This window comes from Constrictibacter sp. MBR-5 (assembly GCF_040549485.1).
Classification (GTDB): Bacteria; Pseudomonadota; Alphaproteobacteria; order JAJUGE01; family JAJUGE01; genus Constrictibacter.
Genome location: NZ_JBEPTK010000001.1, coordinates 264,402 through 285,615, shown reverse-complemented (window position 1 = coordinate 285,615; position 21,214 = coordinate 264,402). Strand labels below are relative to the sequence as shown.

General features: G+C 70.5%; 21 protein-coding genes. 14 read left to right on the top strand and 7 right to left on the bottom strand.

What is annotated here, in order from left to right:
* Positions 1-107 precede the first annotated feature (107 nt).
* A complete protein-coding gene (locus ABIE65_RS01330; RefSeq protein WP_354075021.1) occupies positions 108-905 on the bottom strand; it encodes an enoyl-CoA hydratase in 798 nt (265 codons plus the stop codon).
* Positions 902-1,726, bottom strand: coding sequence for a methyltransferase domain-containing protein (locus ABIE65_RS01325; RefSeq protein ID WP_354075020.1), 825 nt, complete (start codon positions 1,724-1,726; stop codon positions 902-904). The genes ABIE65_RS01330 and ABIE65_RS01325 overlap by 4 nt, the downstream gene beginning before the upstream one ends.
* A gap of 152 nt (positions 1,727-1,878) precedes the next feature.
* Here ABIE65_RS01325 and gloB point away from each other — a divergent pair, with 152 nt between their 5' ends.
* The 6 genes from gloB (at position 1,879) to ABIE65_RS01295 (ending at position 6,059) form a co-directional block, all read left to right on the top strand.
* Positions 1,879-2,649: a hydroxyacylglutathione hydrolase gene (gloB, locus tag ABIE65_RS01320; RefSeq protein ID WP_354075019.1), complete on the top strand. Its 771-nt coding sequence runs from the start codon at positions 1,879-1,881 to the stop codon at positions 2,647-2,649.
* A 66-nt stretch (positions 2,650-2,715) separates the two neighbouring features.
* On the top strand, positions 2,716-3,591 hold the full coding sequence (locus ABIE65_RS01315) for an MBL fold metallo-hydrolase (RefSeq protein ID WP_354075018.1): 876 nt from the start codon (positions 2,716-2,718) through the stop codon (positions 3,589-3,591).
* Positions 3,592-3,631: 40 nt separating this feature from the next.
* Positions 3,632-4,162 carry an AAA family ATPase gene (locus tag ABIE65_RS01310; protein ID WP_354075017.1) on the top strand — a complete coding sequence of 177 codons (531 nt, stop codon included), beginning with the start codon at positions 3,632-3,634 and terminating at the stop codon, positions 4,160-4,162.
* A 132-nt stretch (positions 4,163-4,294) separates the two neighbouring features.
* Entirely contained in the window at positions 4,295-5,164 is an 870-nt protein-coding gene (gene yghU / locus ABIE65_RS01305) for a glutathione-dependent disulfide-bond oxidoreductase (RefSeq protein ID WP_354075016.1), read from the top strand.
* Positions 5,165-5,426: 262 nt separating this feature from the next.
* Positions 5,427-5,717: a type II toxin-antitoxin system RelE/ParE family toxin gene (locus ABIE65_RS01300; RefSeq protein ID WP_354075014.1), complete on the top strand. Its 291-nt coding sequence runs from the start codon at positions 5,427-5,429 to the stop codon at positions 5,715-5,717.
* Between the two features lie 9 nt (positions 5,718-5,726).
* Positions 5,727-6,059 (top strand): HigA family addiction module antitoxin, encoded by a 333-nt coding sequence (locus ABIE65_RS01295; protein WP_354075013.1) that lies wholly within the window; start codon positions 5,727-5,729, stop codon positions 6,057-6,059.
* Between the two features lie 161 nt (positions 6,060-6,220).
* On the opposite strand, the gene ABIE65_RS01290 is transcribed toward ABIE65_RS01295, so the two are convergent.
* A complete protein-coding gene (locus tag ABIE65_RS01290) occupies positions 6,221-7,135 on the bottom strand; it encodes a LysR family transcriptional regulator (protein ID WP_354075012.1) in 915 nt (304 codons plus the stop codon).
* 174 nt (positions 7,136-7,309) lie between these two features.
* On the opposite strand from ABIE65_RS01290, the gene ABIE65_RS01285 reads away from it, so the two are divergent.
* Together ABIE65_RS01285 and ABIE65_RS01280 are read left to right on the top strand one after the other, a co-directional pair.
* On the top strand, positions 7,310-8,002 hold the full coding sequence (locus ABIE65_RS01285) for a type 1 glutamine amidotransferase domain-containing protein (protein ID WP_354075011.1): 693 nt from the start codon (positions 7,310-7,312) through the stop codon (positions 8,000-8,002).
* 376 nt (positions 8,003-8,378) lie between these two features.
* Positions 8,379-9,170: a helix-turn-helix domain-containing protein gene (locus ABIE65_RS01280; protein ID WP_354075010.1), complete on the top strand. Its 792-nt coding sequence runs from the start codon at positions 8,379-8,381 to the stop codon at positions 9,168-9,170.
* 28 nt (positions 9,171-9,198) lie between these two features.
* Here the strand turns inward: ABIE65_RS01280 and ABIE65_RS01275 are convergent, their stop codons facing one another.
* From ABIE65_RS01275 to tsaD, 3 genes are all read right to left on the bottom strand, one after another.
* Positions 9,199-10,467: a cytochrome P450 gene (locus ABIE65_RS01275; protein WP_354075009.1), complete on the bottom strand. Its 1,269-nt coding sequence runs from the start codon at positions 10,465-10,467 to the stop codon at positions 9,199-9,201.
* Positions 10,468-10,573: 106 nt separating this feature from the next.
* Positions 10,574-11,554 (bottom strand): NAD(P)H-dependent glycerol-3-phosphate dehydrogenase, encoded by a 981-nt coding sequence (locus ABIE65_RS01270; protein ID WP_354075008.1) that lies wholly within the window; start codon positions 11,552-11,554, stop codon positions 10,574-10,576.
* Positions 11,554-12,588, bottom strand: coding sequence for a tRNA (adenosine(37)-N6)-threonylcarbamoyltransferase complex transferase subunit TsaD (gene tsaD / locus ABIE65_RS01265; RefSeq protein ID WP_354075007.1), 1,035 nt, complete (start codon positions 12,586-12,588; stop codon positions 11,554-11,556). Before tsaD ends, ABIE65_RS01270 begins: the two co-directional genes overlap by 1 nt.
* 89 nt (positions 12,589-12,677) lie before the next feature.
* Between tsaD and hemC the strand changes: the two genes are divergently transcribed.
* The 6 genes from hemC (at position 12,678) to ABIE65_RS01235 (ending at position 19,671) form a co-directional block, all read left to right on the top strand.
* The gene (gene hemC / locus ABIE65_RS01260; protein WP_354075005.1) at positions 12,678-13,604 is read left to right on the top strand and encodes a hydroxymethylbilane synthase; all 927 of its coding nucleotides are present in this window, start codon (positions 12,678-12,680) and stop codon (positions 13,602-13,604) included.
* Between the two features lie 31 nt (positions 13,605-13,635).
* Positions 13,636-15,519, top strand: coding sequence for a uroporphyrinogen-III synthase (locus tag ABIE65_RS01255; protein ID WP_354075004.1), 1,884 nt, complete (start codon positions 13,636-13,638; stop codon positions 15,517-15,519).
* Positions 15,519-16,910, top strand: a complete 1,392-nt coding sequence (locus tag ABIE65_RS01250; RefSeq protein WP_354075003.1) for a heme biosynthesis protein HemY — start codon at positions 15,519-15,521, stop codon at positions 16,908-16,910. Before ABIE65_RS01255 ends, ABIE65_RS01250 begins: the two co-directional genes overlap by 1 nt.
* A gap of 73 nt (positions 16,911-16,983) precedes the next feature.
* Positions 16,984-17,406 carry a PaaI family thioesterase gene (locus ABIE65_RS01245; RefSeq protein WP_354075002.1) on the top strand — a complete coding sequence of 141 codons (423 nt, stop codon included), beginning with the start codon at positions 16,984-16,986 and terminating at the stop codon, positions 17,404-17,406.
* Between the two features lie 82 nt (positions 17,407-17,488).
* On the top strand, positions 17,489-18,406 hold the full coding sequence (locus ABIE65_RS01240) for a Wzz/FepE/Etk N-terminal domain-containing protein (RefSeq protein ID WP_354075001.1): 918 nt from the start codon (positions 17,489-17,491) through the stop codon (positions 18,404-18,406).
* Entirely contained in the window at positions 18,403-19,671 is a 1,269-nt protein-coding gene (locus ABIE65_RS01235; protein WP_354075000.1) for a hypothetical protein, read from the top strand. The genes ABIE65_RS01240 and ABIE65_RS01235 overlap by 4 nt, the downstream gene beginning before the upstream one ends.
* On the opposite strand, the gene ABIE65_RS01230 is transcribed toward ABIE65_RS01235, so the two are convergent.
* A complete protein-coding gene (locus ABIE65_RS01230; protein ID WP_354074998.1) occupies positions 19,644-21,176 on the bottom strand; it encodes a hypothetical protein in 1,533 nt (510 codons plus the stop codon). The genes ABIE65_RS01235 and ABIE65_RS01230 overlap by 28 nt on opposite strands.
* Positions 21,177-21,214: the final 38 nt, after the last annotated feature.

Here is a 21,214-nt window from a genome sequence, read left to right as displayed (position 1 = left end):
AACCGATGCCAGATTATGAAGCCGTCGCTGAACCCAGCATGAACGCCGCCGGCAGCCCGGAAAAACGTGCGACTTTCTCCTAAGTCGCTGTCACGAAACGGAAAAGATCACCGTCCCTGGAACGCCGGCTTGCGCTTCTCCATGAACGCGGTGCGGCCTTCGACATAATCCGCGCTGTCGAAACAGGCCTTCACCATGCGCTCGATCATGCCGAGGTCGCGCTCGTCCGGGTTCTTCACGCCCTCGCCGACGGTGGCCTTCACCGCCTTCACGGTCAGCGGTGCGTTGGCGGCGATCGTCTCCGCATAGTCGCGCACCGTCGCCTCCAGTTCGGCGGCCGGCACGACCTTGTTGATCAGGCCCATGCGCAGCGCCTCGGCGGCGGTGAAATGCTTGGCGGTGAAGAAGATCTCCTTGGCGCAGGAGGGGCCGACCAGGTCCATCAGCCGCTTGATGCCGTCATAGGCATAGCCCAGGCCCAGCTTCGCCGCCGGCACGCCGAACTTCGAATCGTCCGAGGCGATGCGGATGTCGGCGTCGAGCGCCGTGGCGAGGCCGCCGCCGATGCAGAAGCCCTGGATCATCGCGATGAACGGCTTCTCCAGCCCGTCCATGGCATTGTGCGCCGCCTCGGTCGCGTCGTTGTAGATCGCCACCTGCTCCGGCGTGGAGCGCTTCTCGGCGAACTCGGAGATGTCGGCGCCGGAGACGAAGGCCTTGCCGCCTTCGCCGCGCATCACGATCACCCGGACCTCGTCGTCCTCGGAAAAGGCCTTCAGGATCTTCGGGATCGCCTGCCACATGGCGAAGGATACGGCGTTGCGCCGGTCCGGGGCGTTGAAGATCATCCAGCCGATGCCGCCTTCCTTGCGGGCGATCATGCGGTCGGTGCCGAGGTCGATCATGTCCTGTCTCCGTGGGGCTCGATTTTCGGCGCGCACGATAGCGGAGAGGGGACGGCACTGCCACGGCCGCCGTCCGGCGCGCTGCTGGCGGCACCGGCGGGCGGCAGCGCCACCTGCGGGCGCGGCGCATAGACGGCCCGCCGCCGGGGCGCGGAGACGCGCGGTGCGGCATAGACCTGCTTTGTCGCCTCCACCATGACGACCGCGCCAAAGCGCGGGAACCAGCGCAGCCCGACATTCTCCCAGGCCTCGGCACCGGTCAGCAGCATGCGCCGGCCGCTCGGCGGCACGTAGAGCGCGGACGTGGCGTTCAGCGGCGTGAAGAGGGTATCGCGCATCAGCCGGCGCAGCTGCGATACGGAGTAGGGACGGCCGCTGCCGAAGGGATTGTTGTCGAAGCGCGCCCACAGGCCGCGGCGGTTCGGCACGACGACGACGACCCGGCCGCTGCCGGTCAGGACGCGCCAGACCTCGCGCATCATCGGGCGCAGATGCTCGGACGTCTCCACGGCGTGGACCAGGATCATGCGGTCGACCGAGAGGTCGGGAAACGGCAGCTCCGTCTCGTCGGTCAGCATCGCGGCGTTCGGCTCCTCCTCCGGCCAGCGCATGACGCCCTGGCCGGCCGGCATCGCGGCGATGCAGCGCACCGCCTCGTCGCGGAACGGCCGCAGCAGGGGCGAGGCGTAGCCGAGCCCGACGACGGTCATGCCGGCGACGTTCGGCCAGAGCGCGCGCAGCCGCCGGCGCAGCATGCGCTGGGCCGTGCGGCCGAGGCTGGTGCGGTAGAACTCGTAGAGCTCGGAGATGTCCGTATGCATCGCCACCTGGAGATAGGCCGCCGGCCCGCGCCGTCGACGGATGGATGGGTCCTCATCGGCCGGTCCGGGTTGGTCCCGCCGGCTGCGGGTGTTACCTTGGCACCCTTCCGGCAGCGCCCCGAGCCTCGTCAGACCAAACCCAGGAGCCCGCGATGGCCAGCTTCGAGATCGAGATCGTCCCGGCCCTCAGCGACAACTACGTCTACATCCTGCACGATCCGGCGACGTCCGCCACCGCGGTCGTCGACCCGGCCGAGGCGCAGCCCGTGCTGGACGCGCTGTCGAAGCGCGGCTGGACGCTGACGCACATCCTCAACACGCACCATCACGCCGACCACACGGCCGGCAACCTGGAACTGAAGGAGCGGTTCGGCGTGCCGATCGTCGGGCCGCGCGCCGACGCCGCGCGCATCCCCGGCATCGACGTGCAGGTCGGCGACGGCGACACCTACACGGTCGGCTCGCAGACGGCCCAGGTGTTCGACACGCCCGGCCACACCACCGGCCACATCTCCTTCTGGTTCCCCGACAGCGACGCGCTGTTCCCCGGCGACACCCTCTTCGCGCTCGGCTGCGGGCGGATGTTCGAAGGCAATCCGAAGGGCTTCTGGAATTCGCTGCTGAAGCTGCGGGGGCTGCCGGATTCGGCGAAGATCTATTGCGGCCACGAGTACACCCAGTCGAACGCCCGCTTCGCCGTCACGGTGGAGCCGGACAACGCCGAACTCGCCGCCCGCGCCAAGCGGATCGACGCCCTGCGCGCCGAGAAGCGCCGCACCATCCCCAGCGAGCTCGGCGAGGAGAAGCGCACCAACCCCTTCCTGCGCGCCGACGTGCCCGAGTTGCAGGCCGCCGTCGGCATGCCCGGCGCCGATCCCGTCGACGTCTTCGCCGAGATCCGCAAGCGCAAGGACAATTTCTAGGGGGTCCTAGCCCGGTCCGATCCGCCTGATCTACTGTTCGCCGAACAGACGAGTTGGGAGGGCGCGATGGCGACGACGTTCGGACTGGGTGACCTGACGATCCACCGGATCATCGAGCAGGAGGAGCCGCTGCTCGAGGCGCGCGACTTCCTGCCGGACCTGACGGCGGAGATGCTCGCCGAGAACGCGTCCTGGATGGCACCGTCGGCATTCGATCCGGCGACAGGCAAGCTGGTGCTCTGCATCCAGTCCTACGTGATCCGCACGCCGCACCACACCATCCTGGTCGACAGCTGTGTGGGCAACCACAAGGACCGGCCGGCGCGCGCCTTCTGGCACATGCAGACCGGCGACCGCTACATGCGCGCCCTGGCGGCGGCCGGCCTGACGGTCGAGGACATCGACTACGTCATGTGCACCCACCTGCACGTCGACCATGTCGGCTGGAACACGAAGCTGGTCGACGGCCGCTGGGTCCCGACCTTCCCGAACGCGCGCTACCTGTTCGGCGACCGCGAATTCGCCTACTGGAAGGACATGAACGAGAAGCAGGAGATCGGCTGCATCGCCGACAGCGTCCTGCCGATCGTCGAGGCGGGGAAGGCCGACCTGGTGACCTGCGACCACGGCATCGGCGATCACGTCACGCTGGAGCCGACGCCCGGCCACACCATCGACCACCGCGCCGTACACATCGCCTCGGCCGGGCGGCGCGGCGTCATCACCGGCGACCTGATCCACAGCCCGATCCAGGCGCGCTATCCCGACCTGTCGACCCGCGTCGACTACGACAAGGCCCAGGCCGCCGCGACCCGCCGCCGCTTCCTCGAAACCCACTGCGACACCGACACGCTGATCTGCACCGGCCACTTCCCGTCGCCCTCGGTCGGTCACGTGAAGCCGTGGGACGACGGGTTCAGGTTCGTGCCGTCTAGCGGCTGACCGGGGCTCCCCGACGCTTCGTCCATCGACACGCGCCCTCGTGAATTCCAGACACGTCGTTCTCTCGGGCTGCTCCGGCGGCGGAAAGTCCAGCCTGCTGGCGGAACTGGCGCGCCGGGGCTTCGCCGTGGTTCCGGAGCCCGGCCGGCGGATCGTTGAGGAGGAACTGCGCGGCGACGGCCGGGCGCTTCCCTGGACGGATCCGGCCGCCTTCGCGCGGCGGGCGATCGCCGTCGCGGCCCGGGACCGCGAGCGCGCGGGAGAGGCCGGCGGTTGGACCTTCTTCGATCGCGGTCTCGTGGACGCGGCGGTGGCGCTCCAGCACGAGACGGGCGAGCCTGCGGCCCGCGTGCTCGATCGATATGACCGCTACCACGCGCAGGTGTTCCTGACGCCGCCCTGGCCGGAGATCTACGTCGTGGACGCGGGGCGGCGGCATGGCCTGGACGAAGCGGTGCCGGAATACGACCGCCTGCTGGCCGCTTATGCCGACCTCGGCTACCGGACCATCGTCCTTCCCAAGGTCGGCGTCGTCGAGCGGGCGGATTTCGTCCTCGATCGTCTCCGCTGATGCCGGACGACGGTCGGGTTCGGCAGCGCGCGAACCCGGCTTCACGAAGCGCCGCGCCGCAGGCACCATGTCTCCGACGAAGGCGCCGTCCGCATCGGACGCGGCGCCGCATCCCACGCCTGGAGGTCGCCTATGGCCGAAGACTACACCCCGCCGAAGGTCTGGACTTGGAACAAGGAGAGCGGCGGGCGCTTCGCCAGCATCAACCGCCCCATCGCCGGGCCGACGCACGACAAGGAACTGCCCGTCGGCAAGCACCCGATGCAGCTCTATTCGCTCGGCACGCCGAACGGCGTGAAGGTCACCATCATGCTGGAGGAACTGCTCGCCGCCGGCCATAGCGGCGCCGAGTACGACGCTTGGCTGATCAGGATCGGCGACGGCGACCAGTTCGGCAGCGGCTTCGTCGCGATCAACCCGAACTCGAAGATCCCGGCGCTGCTGGACCGCAGCGGCCCGACGCCGATCCGCGTCTTCGAATCGGGCGCGATCCTGATGCACCTGGCCGAGAAGTTCGGCGCCTTCCTGCCGAGCGAGACTGCCGCGCGCGCCGAGTGCCTGTCCTGGCTGTTCTGGCAGATGGGCTCCGCGCCCTATCTCGGCGGCGGCTTCGGCCACTTCTACGCCTATGCGCCGATGAAGATCGAATATGCGATCGACCGGTTTGCCATGGAGGTGAAGCGCCAACTCGACGTGCTCGACCGGCGTCTGGCCGAGAGCGAGTACATCGCGGGGTCGGACTACACCATCGCCGACATGGCGATCTTCCCCTGGTACGGCGGGCTGGCGAAGGGCCTGCTCTACGATTCGGCCGAGTTCCTCGCCGTCCACGAATACAAGCACGTCAACCGCTGGGCCGACATGCTGAACCAGCGGCCGGCGGTGCGTCGCGGCCGAATGGTGAACCGCCTGCAAGGCAAGCCCGAGAGCCAGCTCCACGAACGCCACGACGCGAGCGACTTCGACACGAAGACGCAGGACAAGATCGGCACGGGCGGCTGACGCGCACGGGGTGAATGGGGAGCATCCGGCGTAACCGCCCGACGCTTCCCTTTCCCACCTTCCCGGACAAGCGCGCAGCGCGCCGATCCGGGACCCGGCGCACGCGCGCCAATGGCCGAACCTCGCAGCGTCCTCCGCTGCGCCGGCCGCATGGATCCCGGATCACGCCGCCTGCGGCGGCGCGTCCGGGAAGGTTTCGCTTTTCGCGATCGCGCCTGTATCGTGTAGCTTGACGCTATGCGGCTTCGTTCTTAGGTCGGGCATGAAGATCAGGAACGTGATCGACAAACGGCTACGCCGCTTCATCCAGGATGACGACGCCGCCGGCCTGCAACCGGCCATCGTGCCGAAGATTCGCCGGATCATCTCGTTCCTTCAGGATATGGAGCGCGAAGACGAACTGCGGACGGTGCCGAGTTGGAAGGCGCATCAGCTGACCGGGGACCGCAAGGGCACATGGAGCCTCTTCGTCACCAGGAACTGGCGCATCACTTTCCGCATCGATCGGGCGGAGATCGAGATCATCGATCTCGATTTCGAAGATTACCATTAGGAGGCGGACATGAGCGCGGCACAGGGATTTCGGATGAAGAACCCCGCTCATCCCGGCGGCTTCGTGAAAAGCGAGATCATCGAGCCCCTCGGCCTCTCGGTGACGGCGGCGGCGCGGGTTCTCGGGGTCACGCGTGCCGCCCTTTCGGCGATGCTGAACGAGCGGGCTCACCTGTCGCCGGAGATGGCGCTGCGGATCGAGAAGGCGTTCGGCGTCTCGATGGACACGTTGATGCGCATGCAGAACAGCTACGACATCGCAAAGGCGCGCAGCCGGGAAGCCGAGATCGAGGTGGCGCCTTTCGAGGGGAAGCCGATCGACCCGCAACCGGCCGCCACCTGAACCGCACCAAACGGCGCCGGGGAAGGGCGCATCTCCCGAAGAACAGCCCCCCTTTCCCACCTTCCCGGACAAGCGCGCAGCGCGCCGATCCAGACCCAGCACGCGCGCCGATGGCTGAACAGAGCGGGATCCGCCGCTACGTCCACGCATCGCGACACGGTTCACACGCCGGACGTCCCCGAAACCGACCGTGCGGTATCGATCAATGCCGCCCTGAGCCACCTGTGTGCGGGATCGTTCCGATATCGGACATGCCACGCCAGTTCGACCGGGAAGGTCCCGAGGTCGACCGGAGCCGGGAGCACCTTCAGGCGTGGGTCGCGTTCGAGGCCGCGGCAGATCAGGATCGGCAGGGTCGCGCAGTAGTCGGTGACGGCGATCATCTCGGGAACGGCGAGGAAGTGCGTGACCGAGACGGCCACGTCCCGCTTCAGGTTCCGCTTTCCCAGCGCCTGGAACACGCCGGCCCGGATGCGGCCGGGCGGCAGCACGTTGACGTGCTTCAGGCTCTCATACCGTTCGCGGGAAATGGCGCGGTCGACGTCGGGATGGTCGCTACGCACGATGCAGGCGAGGCCGTCGTCCATCAGGTGCTGGACGACGAGGTTGTCCGGCGGGTCGACGATCCGGCCCAGCACCATCGCGGTGGTCCCCGAGATCACCCCGGTCTCGGCGAGATCGTTGCCGAACGGCGTCATGCGCAGCCTGATGCCGGGCGCCTGCGCGCGCAGCCGCGCGACGAGCGCCGGCATCAGGATCAGCTCCGCATAGCTGTTCGGCGCGATCAGGAACTGGCGCTCGGCGTGCGTGGGATCGAAATCCTGCTGGTGGACCACCACCTCGTCGAGCCGCGCCAGTGCCGCTTCGATCGTCGGCGCGATCTCCTCGGCGCGCGGCGTCGGCCGGATGCCGTAACGCTCGCGGATGAACAGCGGGTCGCGCAGCGTGTCCCGCAGGCGGCCCAGCGCATTCGAGAGGGCCGGCTGCGTCATCCCGAGCCGGTTGGCGGCCCGCGTGACGCTCCGCTCCTCCATGAGCGCCACGAAGACCGGCAGCAGGTTGAGGTCGTACTTCATGGTGATATAGTTTTCATGAATATCTGAAATCGGACAAGTAAATTTCTCGAATATCTCCGCCGATGCCATCTTCCCTTCATCGAAAGGCCGATACGGCCGATCGAACGCGGCGCGATCCGGCCGACGGCCGCAAGGCGCCGCCGGACCCAGCGCCGAACGACGAAAGGAACGACGATGAAAGTCCTCATGGTACTGACGTCCCACGACAGGCTCGGGGACACCGGCAGGAAGACCGGCTTCTGGCTGGAGGAGCTCGCAGCCCCCTATTACGTCCTGAAGGATGCCGGGGCCGAGATCACGCTCGCCTCGCCCGAGGGCGGCCGGCCGCCGCTCGATCCGAAGAGCGACGAGCCGGATTTCCAGACCGACCTCACGCGGCGCTTCAAGGCCGACGAAGCCGCCAACGCGCAGCTCGCGCAGACCCTGCGCCTGGACGGCGTGGACCAGAAGGATTTCGACGCGGTCTTCTACCCCGGCGGCCACGGGCCGATGTGGGACCTGGCCGAGGATCCGAACTCGATCGCCCTGATCGAATCCGTCGTCGCGGCCGGCAAGCCGCTCGCCCTGGTCTGTCACGCGCCGGGCGTCCTGCATCGGGTGACCAATCCCGACGGCACGCCCTTCGTCCGGGGGCGCTCCGTGACCGGCTTCACCAACAGCGAGGAAGCGGCCGTCGGTCTCGCGGAGGTCGTGCCGTTCCTCCTGGAGGACAAACTCGTCGGCCTCGGCGCCGTCTTCTCCAAGGTGAAGGACTGGGGCGTGCACACGGTGGTCGACGGCCAACTCATCACCGGCCAGAACCCGGCATCCTCGGCCGAGGCGGCGCAGGCGCTCCTGGCCGCCCTGCGCCGGCCCACGGGCGGCTGAACGGTGGGCGGGCATCGGCCGGGCGGGTGCGGGGGTCGCCGAACCTCCGCACCCGAGACCCGACCGTGCCGCCTTCCGGTGCCGGCATTGCGGGGCGCGCCCTTCCAGTGCCGTCCTCTGCGAGGAGCGCCCTTTCAGTGCCGTCATTGCGAAGAGCGCCCCCGGTTCCGTCATTGCGAGGAGCGCAGCGACGAAGCAACCCAGGGCGAGCGCCGAAGCATCGGTGCGCGGGCCCTGGGTTGCTTCGCCTTCGGCTCGCAATGACGGAACCGAAGGGCGGGGACGTGCGCCCGCCGAGCGGAGATAAGTAATGATTCCTTGATTCGGACTGCGGTGCGAAATAGGATGAAAGTCCCCTTTGCCCGAGGAGACGCCCATGCCGCCGCTCGATGACAGCACCACGCCCGATAGCCCTGCGATGTTCCGCCCCACCGGCGACGGCAGCCGCGTCGCCTCGCCCCACGCCTGGAACGAAGCCGCCGTCATGATCGCCGGAGGGGCGCCGCTCAGATCCGTCGCGGAGCGGCTCGGCTGCTCGCGCACCACGCTCTGGCGGGTTCTGCAACGGTCCGATCGACTGAGGACCAGAATCCTGGAGGAGCAGCGGTTCCTCGCGGTGGAGGCGGCGGGGCGGTTCAGGGGGCTGCACGCGGCGGCGGTGGACGCGATCGAGGCGGCCGTCAGGCGCGGCGACCTGCGTGCCGCCTTCTGGGTGGCGGACCGGCTGGGCCTGGCGAAGACCGACGTCGGCGATGCGAGGGCCGGCCTCGCGATCGCCGAGGACGCGGCGGCCTGGGGCGAGGGGCCGCCGGTCGATGCGGCGCTGTTCGCCCTCGACGCGCCGCTGACGCTGGAGCCCGAGGTCGAAGCCGAACTGGCCGGACCGCCGGCTGCGGTGGCCGGACCGCCGGCCGCGGTGAATGAGGGAGACGGGAAAGCGGAGACCATCGCGAAGGCGCCGCCCGCCGCACCCCGTGAAACATCCGCCCGCCGACGTTCCAGAACGTTTCACAAGGCGCCACCCGCACCGGTGGGCCTCGCCACGCGGAACCTGCCGCCGGTCACCGATCTCCTGAAGCACCTGCCGCGCACCGCCGCGGCGTGGCCGGCCATGCCGCTCGCCGCGACGGCCGGACTGGCCCCGCCGGACCTGCGGCGCGCCGGCTGAACCCGACGCCTACGCCGCGATCCGTACCCTATGCCGCGAGCCGCACCGGCAGTGCCCGGTAGCCGCGCAGGAAGTTGGAGTAGAGCCGCTCCGGCGGCCCGACGATCTCGATGTCCAGGTCGCGGGCCAGGATCTCCTCCCACAGGATGCGCAGCTGCAGTTCGGCGATCCGGTCGCCGACGCAGCGATGCACCCCGGCGCCGAACGAGACGTGCAGGCGCGGCTTGGCGCGGTCGATGACGAAGGCCTCGGGGTTCTCGATGGCGCGTTCGTCGCGATTGCCCGAGACGTACCACATGACGACCTTGTCGCCGGCGCGGATGGTCTTGCCGCCGAGTTCGGCGTCCGACTTCGCCGTGCGGCGCATGTGGATCACCGGCGTCTGCCAGCGGATCGTCTCCTGGACGAGGCTGCCGACGAGATCCGGGTTCGCCTTCAGCTTGGCGTACTCGGCCGGGTTCTCCTTCAGCGCGATCAGCCCGCCGGTCATCGAGTTGCGGGTCGTGTCGTTGCCGCCGACGATCAGCAGGCCGAGGGTGCCCATGAATTCGCGGAAGGGCATCTCGCGCGTCGCCTCGCCGTGGGCCAGCATCGACAGCAGGTCGAACTTCGGCTCGGCCGCGGCGCGCTCCTTGAACAGGCGGCCCATATACTCGGCCATCTTCGTCAGCTCGGCGAAGCGCTCCGCCTCGGAATGGACGGGGGCGGCCGGCGAGCGGACGTTGGCGGTGGCGACGTCGGACCAGAAGGTCAGCTTGCGCCGGTCCTCCCACGGGAAGTCGAACAGGGTGGCGAGCATCATGGTTGTCAGTTCGATGGAGACGCGGTCGACCCAGTCGAAGGTCTCGCCCCGCGGCAGGTCGTCCAGGACGCGGCGCGTCCGCTCGCGGATGGTCTTCTCCATCTCGACGAGATAGCGGGGCGCCACCATGGGGGCGACGACCTTGCGCTGCTTGGTGTGGCCGGGCGGGTCCATGCGGATGAAGCTCGGCCGGTCCATCTCCTTCGGCTGGTCCTCGACCTGGATGCCGCCGAGTTCCGCCGCCGAGGAGAAGACCGCGTGGTTCACCTCGACCTGCATGATGTCCTTGTAGCGGGTGACCGACCAGTAGGGGCCGTAGGCGCTCTCGGCGCACCAGTGCACCGGGTCCTCGTCGCGCAGCCGGGCGAAGAGGGGGTCCCAGCTGTCGTCCTGGTAGATCTGCGGGTCGCTGACGTCGATGCGGTCGAGCGGCACGGCGGAGGCTGCAGCCGCAGGATGCGCATCGCGGGTGGGGGTGGTGACGGATAGGGTCACTTGGGCATCTCCCCGAAGACGTTCTGACGACGCTTTGCGCCATCAGAGAACGGGAAGCGGCCGCATTGCAATCGCCGATCGCGCCGTGTCGGCGAAGGTGCGGTGTCTATTCGGCGACGTAGGGCCGCGCGAGCAGGGCCTCGATCGTGGCGCCCAGGTCGGCGCCGCCGTGCAGCACGGCCTCGACGGCGAAGCAGATCGGCATGTCGACGCCGCGACTGCGGGCCAGCGTCGCGACCGAGCGGGCGGTCCAGACGCCCTCGGCGACCGAGGTCCGCTCGCCCAGGATCTCGTCCAGGCCGCGCCCCGCGCCGAGGGCGGCGCCGAGCGAGAAGTTGCGCGACTGCATCGCCGAGCAGGTGAGGGTGAGGTCGCCGAGCCCGGCCAGGCCCATCAGGGTGCGCGGCTCGGCACCCAGGGCGGCGGCGAGGCGGCCGATCTCGGCGAGGCCGCGGGTGATCAGCGCGGCGCGTGCATTGTCGCCGAGCTTGCGGCCCTCGACGACGCCGGCGGCGATGGCGACGACGTTCTTGACGGCACCACCGATCTGGACGCCGACCGGATCGGTGCTGGAATAGAGGCGGAAGCGCCGGGTGGCGAGGCCGGCGGCGACGTCCGCGGCGAGGGTCGCGTCGTGCGCCGCGACGGTGGCCGCACTCGGCCGCTCCTCGGCGACCTCGCGGGCGAAGGTCGGGCCGGAGAGGACGAGCCAGGGGACGCCGGGCAGGGTGGCGGCGACGATGTCCCCGAGCAGTTCGCCGCTGCCCTGCTCGATGCCCTTGGCGCAGATCACGGCGGGCGTGCCCGGCCGCCAGTGCGGCGCGAAGGCGGCGCAGGTGGCGCGCAGATGCTGCGCCGGGGTGACGAGGAGCAGCAGGTCGCAGGCCGCGGTCTCGGCGATGTCGGTCGTCGCCGCGACCGCCGCGGGGAATTTGATGCCGGGAAGGTAGGGGCTCTCGCCGGTGCGGGCGATCGCCTCGGCGGTCTCCCGCCGGTGCGCCCAGAGGCCGACCTCGTGGCCGGCGCGGCAGGCGGCGTGGGCGAGGGCGGTGCCCCAGGCGCCGGCCCCGGCGATGCCGACGCGCATCAGGCGCCTCCCAGCGAATCGAGGGGCCAGCGCGGCACCGGCGCGAAATCGAGGCCGTCGTGAAGCCCGAGGCGCAGCCGCTCCACGCCCGCCCAGGCGATCATCACGGCGTTGTCGGTGCAGAGCCGCAGCGGCGGGGCGATCAGCGGCGTGCCGCTCTGCGCGGCGACCGCGGCGAGGCGCTCGCGCAGGAAGGCATTGGCGGCGACCCCGCCGGCGACGACCAGCGGGCCGCCCTGCGGGTGGGCTTCGCGGAACATGGCGAGGGCGTTGCGGCAGCGGTCGGTCAACGAATCGGCCACCGCCGCCTGGAACGAGGCGCAGAGGTCGGCGACGTCCTGGGGCGCTGGGCGGCCGCCGGGCAGCGCTTCGATCCGGCGGCGCACGGCGGTCTTCAGGCCGGAGAAGGAGAAGTCGCAGCCGGGACGGCCGCGCATCGGCCGCGGCAGATCGAAGCGGCGCGGGTCGCCGGCGCGGGCGGCGGCCTCGACCTGCGGCCCGCCGGGATAGCCCAGGCCGACCATCTTGGCCGTCTTGTCGAAGGCCTCGCCGACCGCGTCGTCGATGGTGGCGCCGAGGCGGCGGTAGCGGCCGACGTCCTCGACCGAGACGAACTGGCAGTGGCCGCCGGAGACGAGCAGCAGGAGGTAGGGGAAGTCGACGCCGTCGGTGAGCCGCGCCGTGAGCGCATGGCCCTCCAGGTGGTTGGCCGCGACGAAGGGCTTGTCGTGGACCATGGCGATCGCCTTGCCCATGGTCGACCCGACGAGCAGGCCGCCGATCAGCCCGGGGCCGGCGGTCGCGGCGACGCCGTCGAGGTCGGCGAAGCCGACGCCGGCCTCATCGAGCACGCGCGTGACCAGTCCGTCGAGATTGTCGAGATGCGCCCGGGCGGCGATCTCCGGCACGACGCCGCCATAGGGCGCGTGCGCCTCGATCTGCGACAGGACGGCCTCCGCCAGGATCGTCCGGTCGTCCCGGACGATGGCGGTCGCCGTCTCGTCGCAGCTCGTTTCGATCCCCAGGACGATCACGCCATACCCTTTCGCCCGCTCGGCGGCGGGAACTCCGGCTTTGCCAATCCACCTTTGCCAATCCGCGGCCGACGGGCTACACAAACCGCATGCGGCGGGAACGGTCGATCAGAATTGGAACGCGCGGAAGCCCGCTCGCCCTTGCCCAATCCGAGCAGGTGCGGGACCGGCTGATCCGCGCGCATCCGGAACTCGCGGCCGCGGACGCCGTTCAACTGGTTCCGATCTCGACCGCGGGCGACCGCGTTCAGGACCGCCGCCTCTCGGAAATCGGCAACAAGGGCCTGTTCGTCAAGGAAATCGAGGCGGCCCTGGCGGACGGTCGGATCGATCTTGCGGTGCATTCCCTGAAAGACATGGAGACCGTCGTCGACCCGCGCTTCACCCTGGCCGCGATCCTGCCGCGCGAAGACCCGCGCGACGCGTTGATCGCGACGGCGGCGAGCATCGCGGACCTGCCGCAGGGCGCGACGGTCGGCACGGTGTCGCTGCGGCGCCAGTCGCAGCTTCTGGCCGTGCGGCCCGACCTGAACGTGGTGCCGCTGCGCGGCAATGTCGGCACGCGCATGCGCAAGGTGGAACAGGGCGAGGTCGCGGCGACGATCCTGGCGCTCGCCGGCCTGAAGCGGCTCGGCATCGAGAGCCAGGCGCGGGCGGTGCTGTCGCCGGAAGACATGCTGCCGGCCGCGGCGCAGGGCGCCATCGCCGTCGAATGCCGCTCGGACGACGCGGAACTGATCGGCTGGCTCGATGCGCTCGACGATGCGCCGACGCGCACGGCGGTGACGGCGGAGCGGGCGCTGCTCGGCACGCTGGACGGCTCGTGCCGGACACCGGTCGCGGCTCTCGCCGAGCAGAGCGGCGACGACCTCGTCCTGCGCGCGCTGCTCGCGCGGCCGGACGGCAGCAGGGTCTGGCGCTGCGAGAGACGCGGTACGGTGGCCGACGCGGCCGCGATGGGCGAAGATGCCGGGCGCGCACTGCGCGCTGCCGGAGACCGGGAGCTATTCCTTTGATGAGGGCCGAGTGCGAACGGAAGGGGGCAGGATGCGGGCGCTGATCACCCGCCCGCGTGAGAATGCGGGAGCGATCGCGCGGGCCTTGAGCGAGCGCGACATCGAGCCGATCCAGGAGCCGCTGCTCGAGATCCGGGCGACGGACCACGGACCGATCGACCTGGACGGCGTCCAGGCGGTCCTGCTCACCAGCGCCTTCGGCGCGCGCGAGTTCGCGACGTCGACCGAGCGGCGCGACCTGCCGATCTTCGCGGTGGGCGACGCGACGGCGGACGCGGCGCGGAACGCCGGTTTCGACAAGGTCGAGAGCGCGCGCGGCGATGCCGAGGCGCTCGCCATGCTGGTCATGGAGAAGCTGAAGCCTGCCGACGGCGCACTGCTCCATGCGGGCGGCCGGACCATCGCGGGCGACCTCGCCGGGCAGCTCGGCGAGGCGGGCTACGAGGTGCGCCGGGTCGAGCTCTACTCGGCACTGCCGGCGCCGGCCCTGTCGATCGAGACGATCGAGGCGCTCAAGTCGGGCGGCCTCGATCTCGTGCTGTTCTTCTCGCCGCGCACCGCGGGCACCTTCGTGCGGCTGGTGCAGGAAGCCGGCGTCGCGGACAGATGCGCCCAGGTGACGGCGCTGTGCCTGAGTGCGCAGGTGGCGGAAGCGGCGCGCGGCGTCGGCTGGCGCAGGGTCGAGATCGCCGACCGGCCGGAGCAGCCGGCGATGATCGCGCTGGTCGATCGCTGGTTGGAGACAGGGACGATGCCGCCACAGGACGAGCAGTCGCAGCCGGCGGCTGAAGCCGCCGCCTCCGCGGCCGAACCGGTGCGCAAGCCGGAGATCCGCTGGGAGCAGAAGGACCAGGCGCAACGCGCGTCGCCGCCGCCTCAGCCGCAGCGCCGCCGCGGCGTCGGCTCCGGCGTCGTGGCCGCTCTGCTCGTCCTCCTGGCGCTCGCCACGGGCGTCCTGGGCTACATGCTGTGGGACCGGCAGGAGCAGTTGCGCGTCGCGATGGAGCAGGGCCAGCGCAGCCGCATACCGACCGCCGAGATCACCGATCTGCAGGGGCGGATCGGTTCTGCGGAAGCTCGGATGACGGAGAATCTGTCGCGGATCGAGCAGCGACTGGGCGACAGGCTCGACGCGCTGGAATCGCGCATCACTGAAGTCGCGGCGCGCGACCAGGGCCAGCCGGACCTCGAGGCACGGATCGACGACCTTCAGGCCAAGCTGACCGCGGTGCAGGACGCGCGCGGCGCGTTGCAGGACCAGCTCAGCGCGGTCGAGCAATCGACCGGCAAGCTCGGCGATCGGCTGACCACGGGGCTCGCGGACATCGAGAAGCAGGTGACCGCCGCGACCGAGGCGGCCCAAGAGGCCACGCGCGAGGCGGCACGCGACCGGACGGCGGCGATGCTGATGGCGCTGAACGGCGTCAGGGACGCCCTGGCCGAGGGCGCGCCGTTCGATACCCAGGTGTCCGACCTGCGCAAACTCGGCCAGAACGAGCCGGCCGTCGCCGAGGCGCTGAGCGGTTGGGCAGACCGCGCCGCGGCGGGCATTCCGACGCGGCCGCAGCTGACGAAGCGCTTCAAGGAGATCGCCTCCGAGGTGGGTGGCCGGATCAGGCCACAGACCGGCGAGGGGTGGCTCGATTCGATGATCGAGCGGGCGACTTCGGTTGTGCGCGTGCGCCGCGTCGGCGAGGACGCCGCGGGCGATACGCCGGATGCCGTCCTGGCGCGCGCCGAGGCGGCGATGGACAACGGCAATCTCGCGAAGGCGGTGGACGAAGTGGGTGCGCTGCAGGGTGAGCCCGCTGCGGCCTTTGCCGACTGGCTGGCCGACGCCAAGGCGCGTCTCGCCGTGGCCGACGGTCTCGAACGGCTCGAGAAAGCCGCACTGGCCGTGAGGGGGGCCGGCTGATGCTGAGGGCGGTCCTTTTCTTCATCAAGGTCGCGATCATTGTCGCGATCGCGGTCTGGCTCGCAGACCGGCCGGGTGCGGTGGTCATCGAGTGGCAGGGGTGGGTCATCGAGACGACGGTGGGCATCCTGCTCGCCGCCGTCGTGACGGTGGCCCTGATCCTGACGCTGTTCTGGGGGGCGATCAGCGCCATCCGGCATGCGCCCGGACGCTACATGCGTCACCGGCGCCTGCGCCGGCGCGAGCGCGGCTATCGCGCGCTGACGCTGGGCATGGTGGCGGTCGCCGCCGGCGACGCCGACGAGGCGCGGCGGCAGGCGCGTCGGGCCGACGGCCTGCTGCACGATCCGCCGCTGACCATGCTGCTGGCGGCGCAGTCGGCGCAGCTGGACGGCGATTCGGCCGCGGCGCGGCGCTACTTCACCCAGATGCTCGACCGGCCCGAGACGGCGTTCATGGGCATGCGGGGCCTGCTCGTCCAGGCGCAGCGGGAGGGCGACCTGCCGCGCGCGATCGAACTGGCCGAGCGCGCCAACCGGCAGCGGCCGGGCACCCGCTGGGTGCTGGAGACGCTCTTCGACCTGCAGACGCGGGCCGGCCTCTGGTCCGAGGCGGAGCGCACGATGGAGTCCATCGAGAAGCACAAGCTGCTGCCGAAGCCGGAGACACGGCACAAGCGGGCGGTGCTGCAGGTCGAGCGCACGCGGCAGATCGCCCGCGAGGGCGACGGCGACCGCGCGCTGATGATCGCGCAGTCGGCGCACAAGCTCGATCCGGAGCTCGTTCCGGCGTCGGTGGAACTGGCACGCCGTCAGCTCGCCGCCGGCAGCCCGCGCAAGGCGGAGCGGACGATCTTCGACGCGTGGAAGCGGGGACCGCACCCGGCTCTGCTCGCCGTCTTCCGCGATATCATCGCCGACCTGCCGCCGCTGGAGCGCTATGCGCGCACCCAAAAGCTGGCGGGCGCCAATGCTGATCACCGCGAGACGCGGATCATGCTGGCCGAGGCGGCGATCGAGGCCGAGCAGTGGACCCAGGCGCGCCGCCACCTGCGCGACGCAAGCCAGCCCGAGCCCTCGGCACGGGTCTGCCGCCTGATGGCCGACGTCGAGATGCGCGAGAACAACGATCCCGAGGCGGCGCGCGCCTGGCTGGAGCGCGCGGTCGAGGCGGAGCCGGACCCGGCCTGGGTGTCGCGCGAGAGCGGCGTGGCGCTGGACGAGTGGTCCGCGGTCCCCGGCGAGGATGGGTTCGACACGCTTGAATGGCGTGTGCCCGACCGGCTGCGGCGGATCTCCCAGACGCAGCCCCTGGTGTTGCACGACACGGTCGCCGCGACCGAGCCCGCCGGTGCCATCGACGCCAAGCCGGTGGACAACCGGCCGGCATGACGACCTCGGGGGTAGTTGACCCCGCTGGCCGCCGCATCCGATTCTGCTTCATTCCCTCCCAGACGAGCACGTCATGACCGACAGCACCAACTTCATCGAGGCCCTCGGTATCCGCTTCACCGAGGTCGGCAAGGAGCGCATCCTCGCCGAGATGGACACCGGGCCGCAGCACACGAACGGTGCGAACGTCGTCCACGGGGGCGTCTACATGGCCTTCGCCGACACGCTGGGCGCGCGCGGCACCATCATGAACCTGCCCGACGGGACGCGGACCAGCACCTTGGAGTCGAAGACCAACTTCCTGCGCGGCACGCCGCCGGGCAAACTGTACGGCGAGGCGACGCCGGTACATGTCGGGCGCACCACCCAAGTCTGGCAGACCGTGGTGAAGGACGAGAAGGGCCGCAAGCTGGCGGTGGTGACGCAGACGCAGATCGTGATGCCGGCATCCGACGATGCGGCGAAGCGGCAGCAGGCGATGAAGGCCGGCGGCTGAGCCGGCCCCCGTCGGCCGGCTGAAGCTGGCCGGCGCGGTTCTGGCAAGGCGGCGTCCGGGTACAGGGGGGATACGAGCGGCGATGCCGGGCGACTACGAGCCGCTTTTCCGCCCGGCCGATTCCACGGGCGAGGCGACCCTGCGGGACGTGTGGACAGCGTTGTGGGACGGGCGACGCACGATCCTCGGCACGACCGCGATCTGCCTCTTGCTCGGCTTCCTGTGGCTGCTGTTCGCGACGCCGCAATACACCGCGCGGCTGCAGGTCGCGAGTGCCAGCCCGTCGAACGATTCCCAAGGCCTGAGCCAGCTTGCCGCCCTGCTGCCCGGGCGGCAGGCCGAACAGGCGGCCGATCCTTTCGCCGAGTACCGGGTGCTGCTGCACTCCGAGCGGCTGGCCCGCCACCTCAACGCGAGTCAGAAGCTCGGTCAGCGCGTGTTCCCGTACGACGCCGACGGCGGCGGCTATTACGAGCCGGGCGGGCCGGTGACCTGGGCGCGGGCTGCACTGCGCTGGATCGTCGGGCTGCCGGGCTGGTCGCCGCCCGACGACGCGGCGCTGGCCGAATATCTGCAGGCGCGGATCCGCGTGACCGACTCGGGCGAGGCGCGCGGAATTCACACCGTTGAGTTCGTGCACCCCGATCGCGCCTTCGCGCGTGATCTGCTGTCCTGGGTGAACCAGGGTGCGGACGCGGTGCTGCGCGAGGCGCACCGGGAACGGGCCGAGCGGTACATCGCCTTCCTGACGCGCGAACTGCAGCAGGAACAGAATGTCGAGACACGCGCGGCGATGCGGGCGCTGCTGCTGGACCAGACGCGGCAGCGCATGATGACGAACGTCGACGTCGGCTACGGCGCGCGCATCGTCGACGGTCCGACCGTGTCGCCGCGCCCGACCTCGCCCAGCCTCGGGCGGACGCTGCTTATAGCGCTGGCGACGGGGCTCGGCCTCGGCATCGTGATCGTCTTCGTGCGGGCAGGAGTTCGGCGGCCGTGACGATCGGGGCGATACGGGCGGCACCCGCCGCCCGACCGGACTTCACCTTCGGGCTGGTCGCCGTCCTGGCTGCGGCGTTCCACCTGTTCTGCCTGTTTCCGTATCTGGCGCCGCTCCCGCTGCCGACCGATACGCAGCCATACGCGCTGCTGGTGGCGGGGATCGCGCTGCTGTTGCTCGGCCTGCGCGCGCCCGTGCCGGTGGCGCTCCTGGCCCTGCTGCTCCCGGTCGCTGTGGCGTTCCTTCTGCTGCCAGCCGACATCGGTAACTTCACGGCGTGGCGCAGCGCGCTCGCCTACGTGTCGCTGTTCGCCATCGCGTCGGCGACCCTGCTCCTGGCCCGCGGCGGGCATCCCCTGTCGGACCGGTTGCTGGCCGCTTCCGTCTATGTCTGGTTCACGGTCGGCGTGCTGCAGATGTTCGCGGGGCGGACGCTGCTGACGGGGCTGGTGTCGGAGGCGCGCACGACCGCCGACCGCGGTGTGACGGCCCTCGCGACGGAGCCCAGCCACTATGCGACCGTGGCGGCCTTCCTGCTGCTGCTGCTGTTCCTGCGCGGGCGGGAGCGGTCGCTGGCCGGGCTGCTCTGCGTGGTGCAGATCGTGCTGCTGGCGCAGTCGGCGCAGGTGGCCCTCCTGCTCGCCTTCGCCGTGGTGGTCTACGGCCTCGCGATGGCGCGTCCGTTGGTCTTTCTCGTCGGATTGTTGGCGCCGCTGGCGGTCCTGGCGGCATGGGGCCTGGAGGTGACGCTGCGTACGGATGGGCTGCGCATCCTGGAACTGCTGGGCCTGCTGATCGACAATCCGGCGCTGCTGGTCGTCGCCGATCCCAGCGGAAATCAGCGGTTGGCGGCGATCTTCTTCGCCTTCAAGGGCTTCCTCGACCACGGCCTCCTGCCCGGCAGCCTCGCCGATTTCGGCGCCTATATGGGCGCGCAACTGGATGGCGGGGCGTGGCCACTGTTCTTCGCCGACCCGACCGAGCGCATCCTCTCGGGCTACGGCGCGGCGCTCTACGAACTGGGGATGTTCGGTCTAGCAGTGCCGCTGGTGGCTGGGTTCGGTCTGTTCCGCTACTTCCGCGGCAGCGTCCGCCATGCGGTGGTGGCGAGCGCGCTGCTGCACCCACTGATGCTGACGGCGGTGCCGCTGGCGCTGCCGCTGGTCGGGCTGACGATCGGCATGTGCTACGGCCCGCGGCGCTATCGCGGCCGGGACGAGGCCGATCTGGCCGAGGATCAGAACGCGTCGACCGTCGTGCCGTAGCGTTCCGTGCCGTCCGGGCCGAGGATGCGAGCCGGTGGCCAGGCGCGGACGTCGCGCCAGAAGGTCGACAGGTGCCACGGAAAGGGCCGCGGCCATTTATTGAAATAGAGGTCGGCATAGAGCAGCGCGCGATCGACCTGCTCCGCGGCGAGGCGCGGCCGGGCCGTTGCGACGAGAAGCGCGTCGAGGGCGGCGAAATAGCCGGGGCGATCGTCCGGGTCGGTGGTGAAGCCCTTGCCGTTGTAGTGCTGGTCGGGATTGCCGCAGACGACCGGGATGCCGCGCATCGCCATCTCCAGCCCTGTCGTGGAGGCGTAGACGGCACCGATGTCGGCGACCTGCATGATCGCGAAGGTGTTCACCGGCGAGAGTGGACCGACGAAGCGCACATTCTCCGGCAGTACCGGCAGGGCCTCGCGCAGCAGGGCCTCGGCGGTCTCGGGCGTGTCGAAGCGCGGCTCGGCCGGATGGGCGCGCACGACGACGGTGCAGTCGTCGCGACCGCCGAGGAAGCGCACCGTCTCCGCCAGCCAATCCCACATGCCGGCGAAGAACTTCCGACGCGCGGCGTAGAAGATCGCGTCGTAGGGAACGTTGCAGCAGACCAGCACGGTGCGCCGGTCCGACGGCAGGTCCAGCGCCTCGCGCACCGCCTGGGGTGCGACCATGGCGGCGCGCTGGAAGCTGGGCGCGGCGGGATCGTTCGGCCGCGACTGCCGCGCCTCGACCAACTGGGCCACGATCCGCGCCCGGTCCGCGTCGGGCAGGATGTGCGGTGCCGCGGCATCCCAGAGCGGAGTGGTCGGCAGCGAGGTCACGGCGCCGGCCGCCGACACCATGATGCGGCCGTGAGCGTCCGGGAACTCGTAGGTCGTCGTGGCTAGGCCGCGCGCCGCTGCGTAGCGATGGATGGCGCCGAACTCCAGAATGCCGCCGGAGGGCATCAGCAAACGGTCGTAGTCGCCGCCGTCGAGGAGAGGGGCGAGGCGGCGGAGCACGTCGAGGTCGGCGGCGCGGCGGCGCTCCAGTTCGAAAAGGTCCGGTGTGCCGGGGCGGAGGTCGAGGCGCTCCTTGCGCAGGGCATAGCTCGCGTCGGCGTGGGCCTGGGCCATCGCCGCGGCATGCATCGTGTCGTTCGCCGCGCCGGGGGTGAGCGCCTCCAGTGCGATCAGCCGCAGCCGCGGATGGCTGAAGGCCTGCTGGGTGCGTCGGCCGGATGCCAGCCAATGGCCGTAGAGCAGCGGCGGCGGCACATCCGGCAGATGCGTCGCCGCCTGACTCCAGACGAAGTCGATGGTGTCGCCGTGCCCGACCAGCAGGGCCGCCAGGGCGAGCGACATGTCGACCCAGTGCGGCTGCATCGCGAAGATCAGCAGGCGCCGGCGCGGGGGGGCGTCCGGCACGAACGGGGCGGTGCCGGCGAGCCAGGCGTCGAGATGGCGCCAGCCGAGGTCGTTGCGCGGCGTGCGGCCGGCGGCGTCGCAGACGCCGAGATAGGCATTCACTAGCGGCCCCGTCTCGGCGGCGAGACGTACGGCGTGTC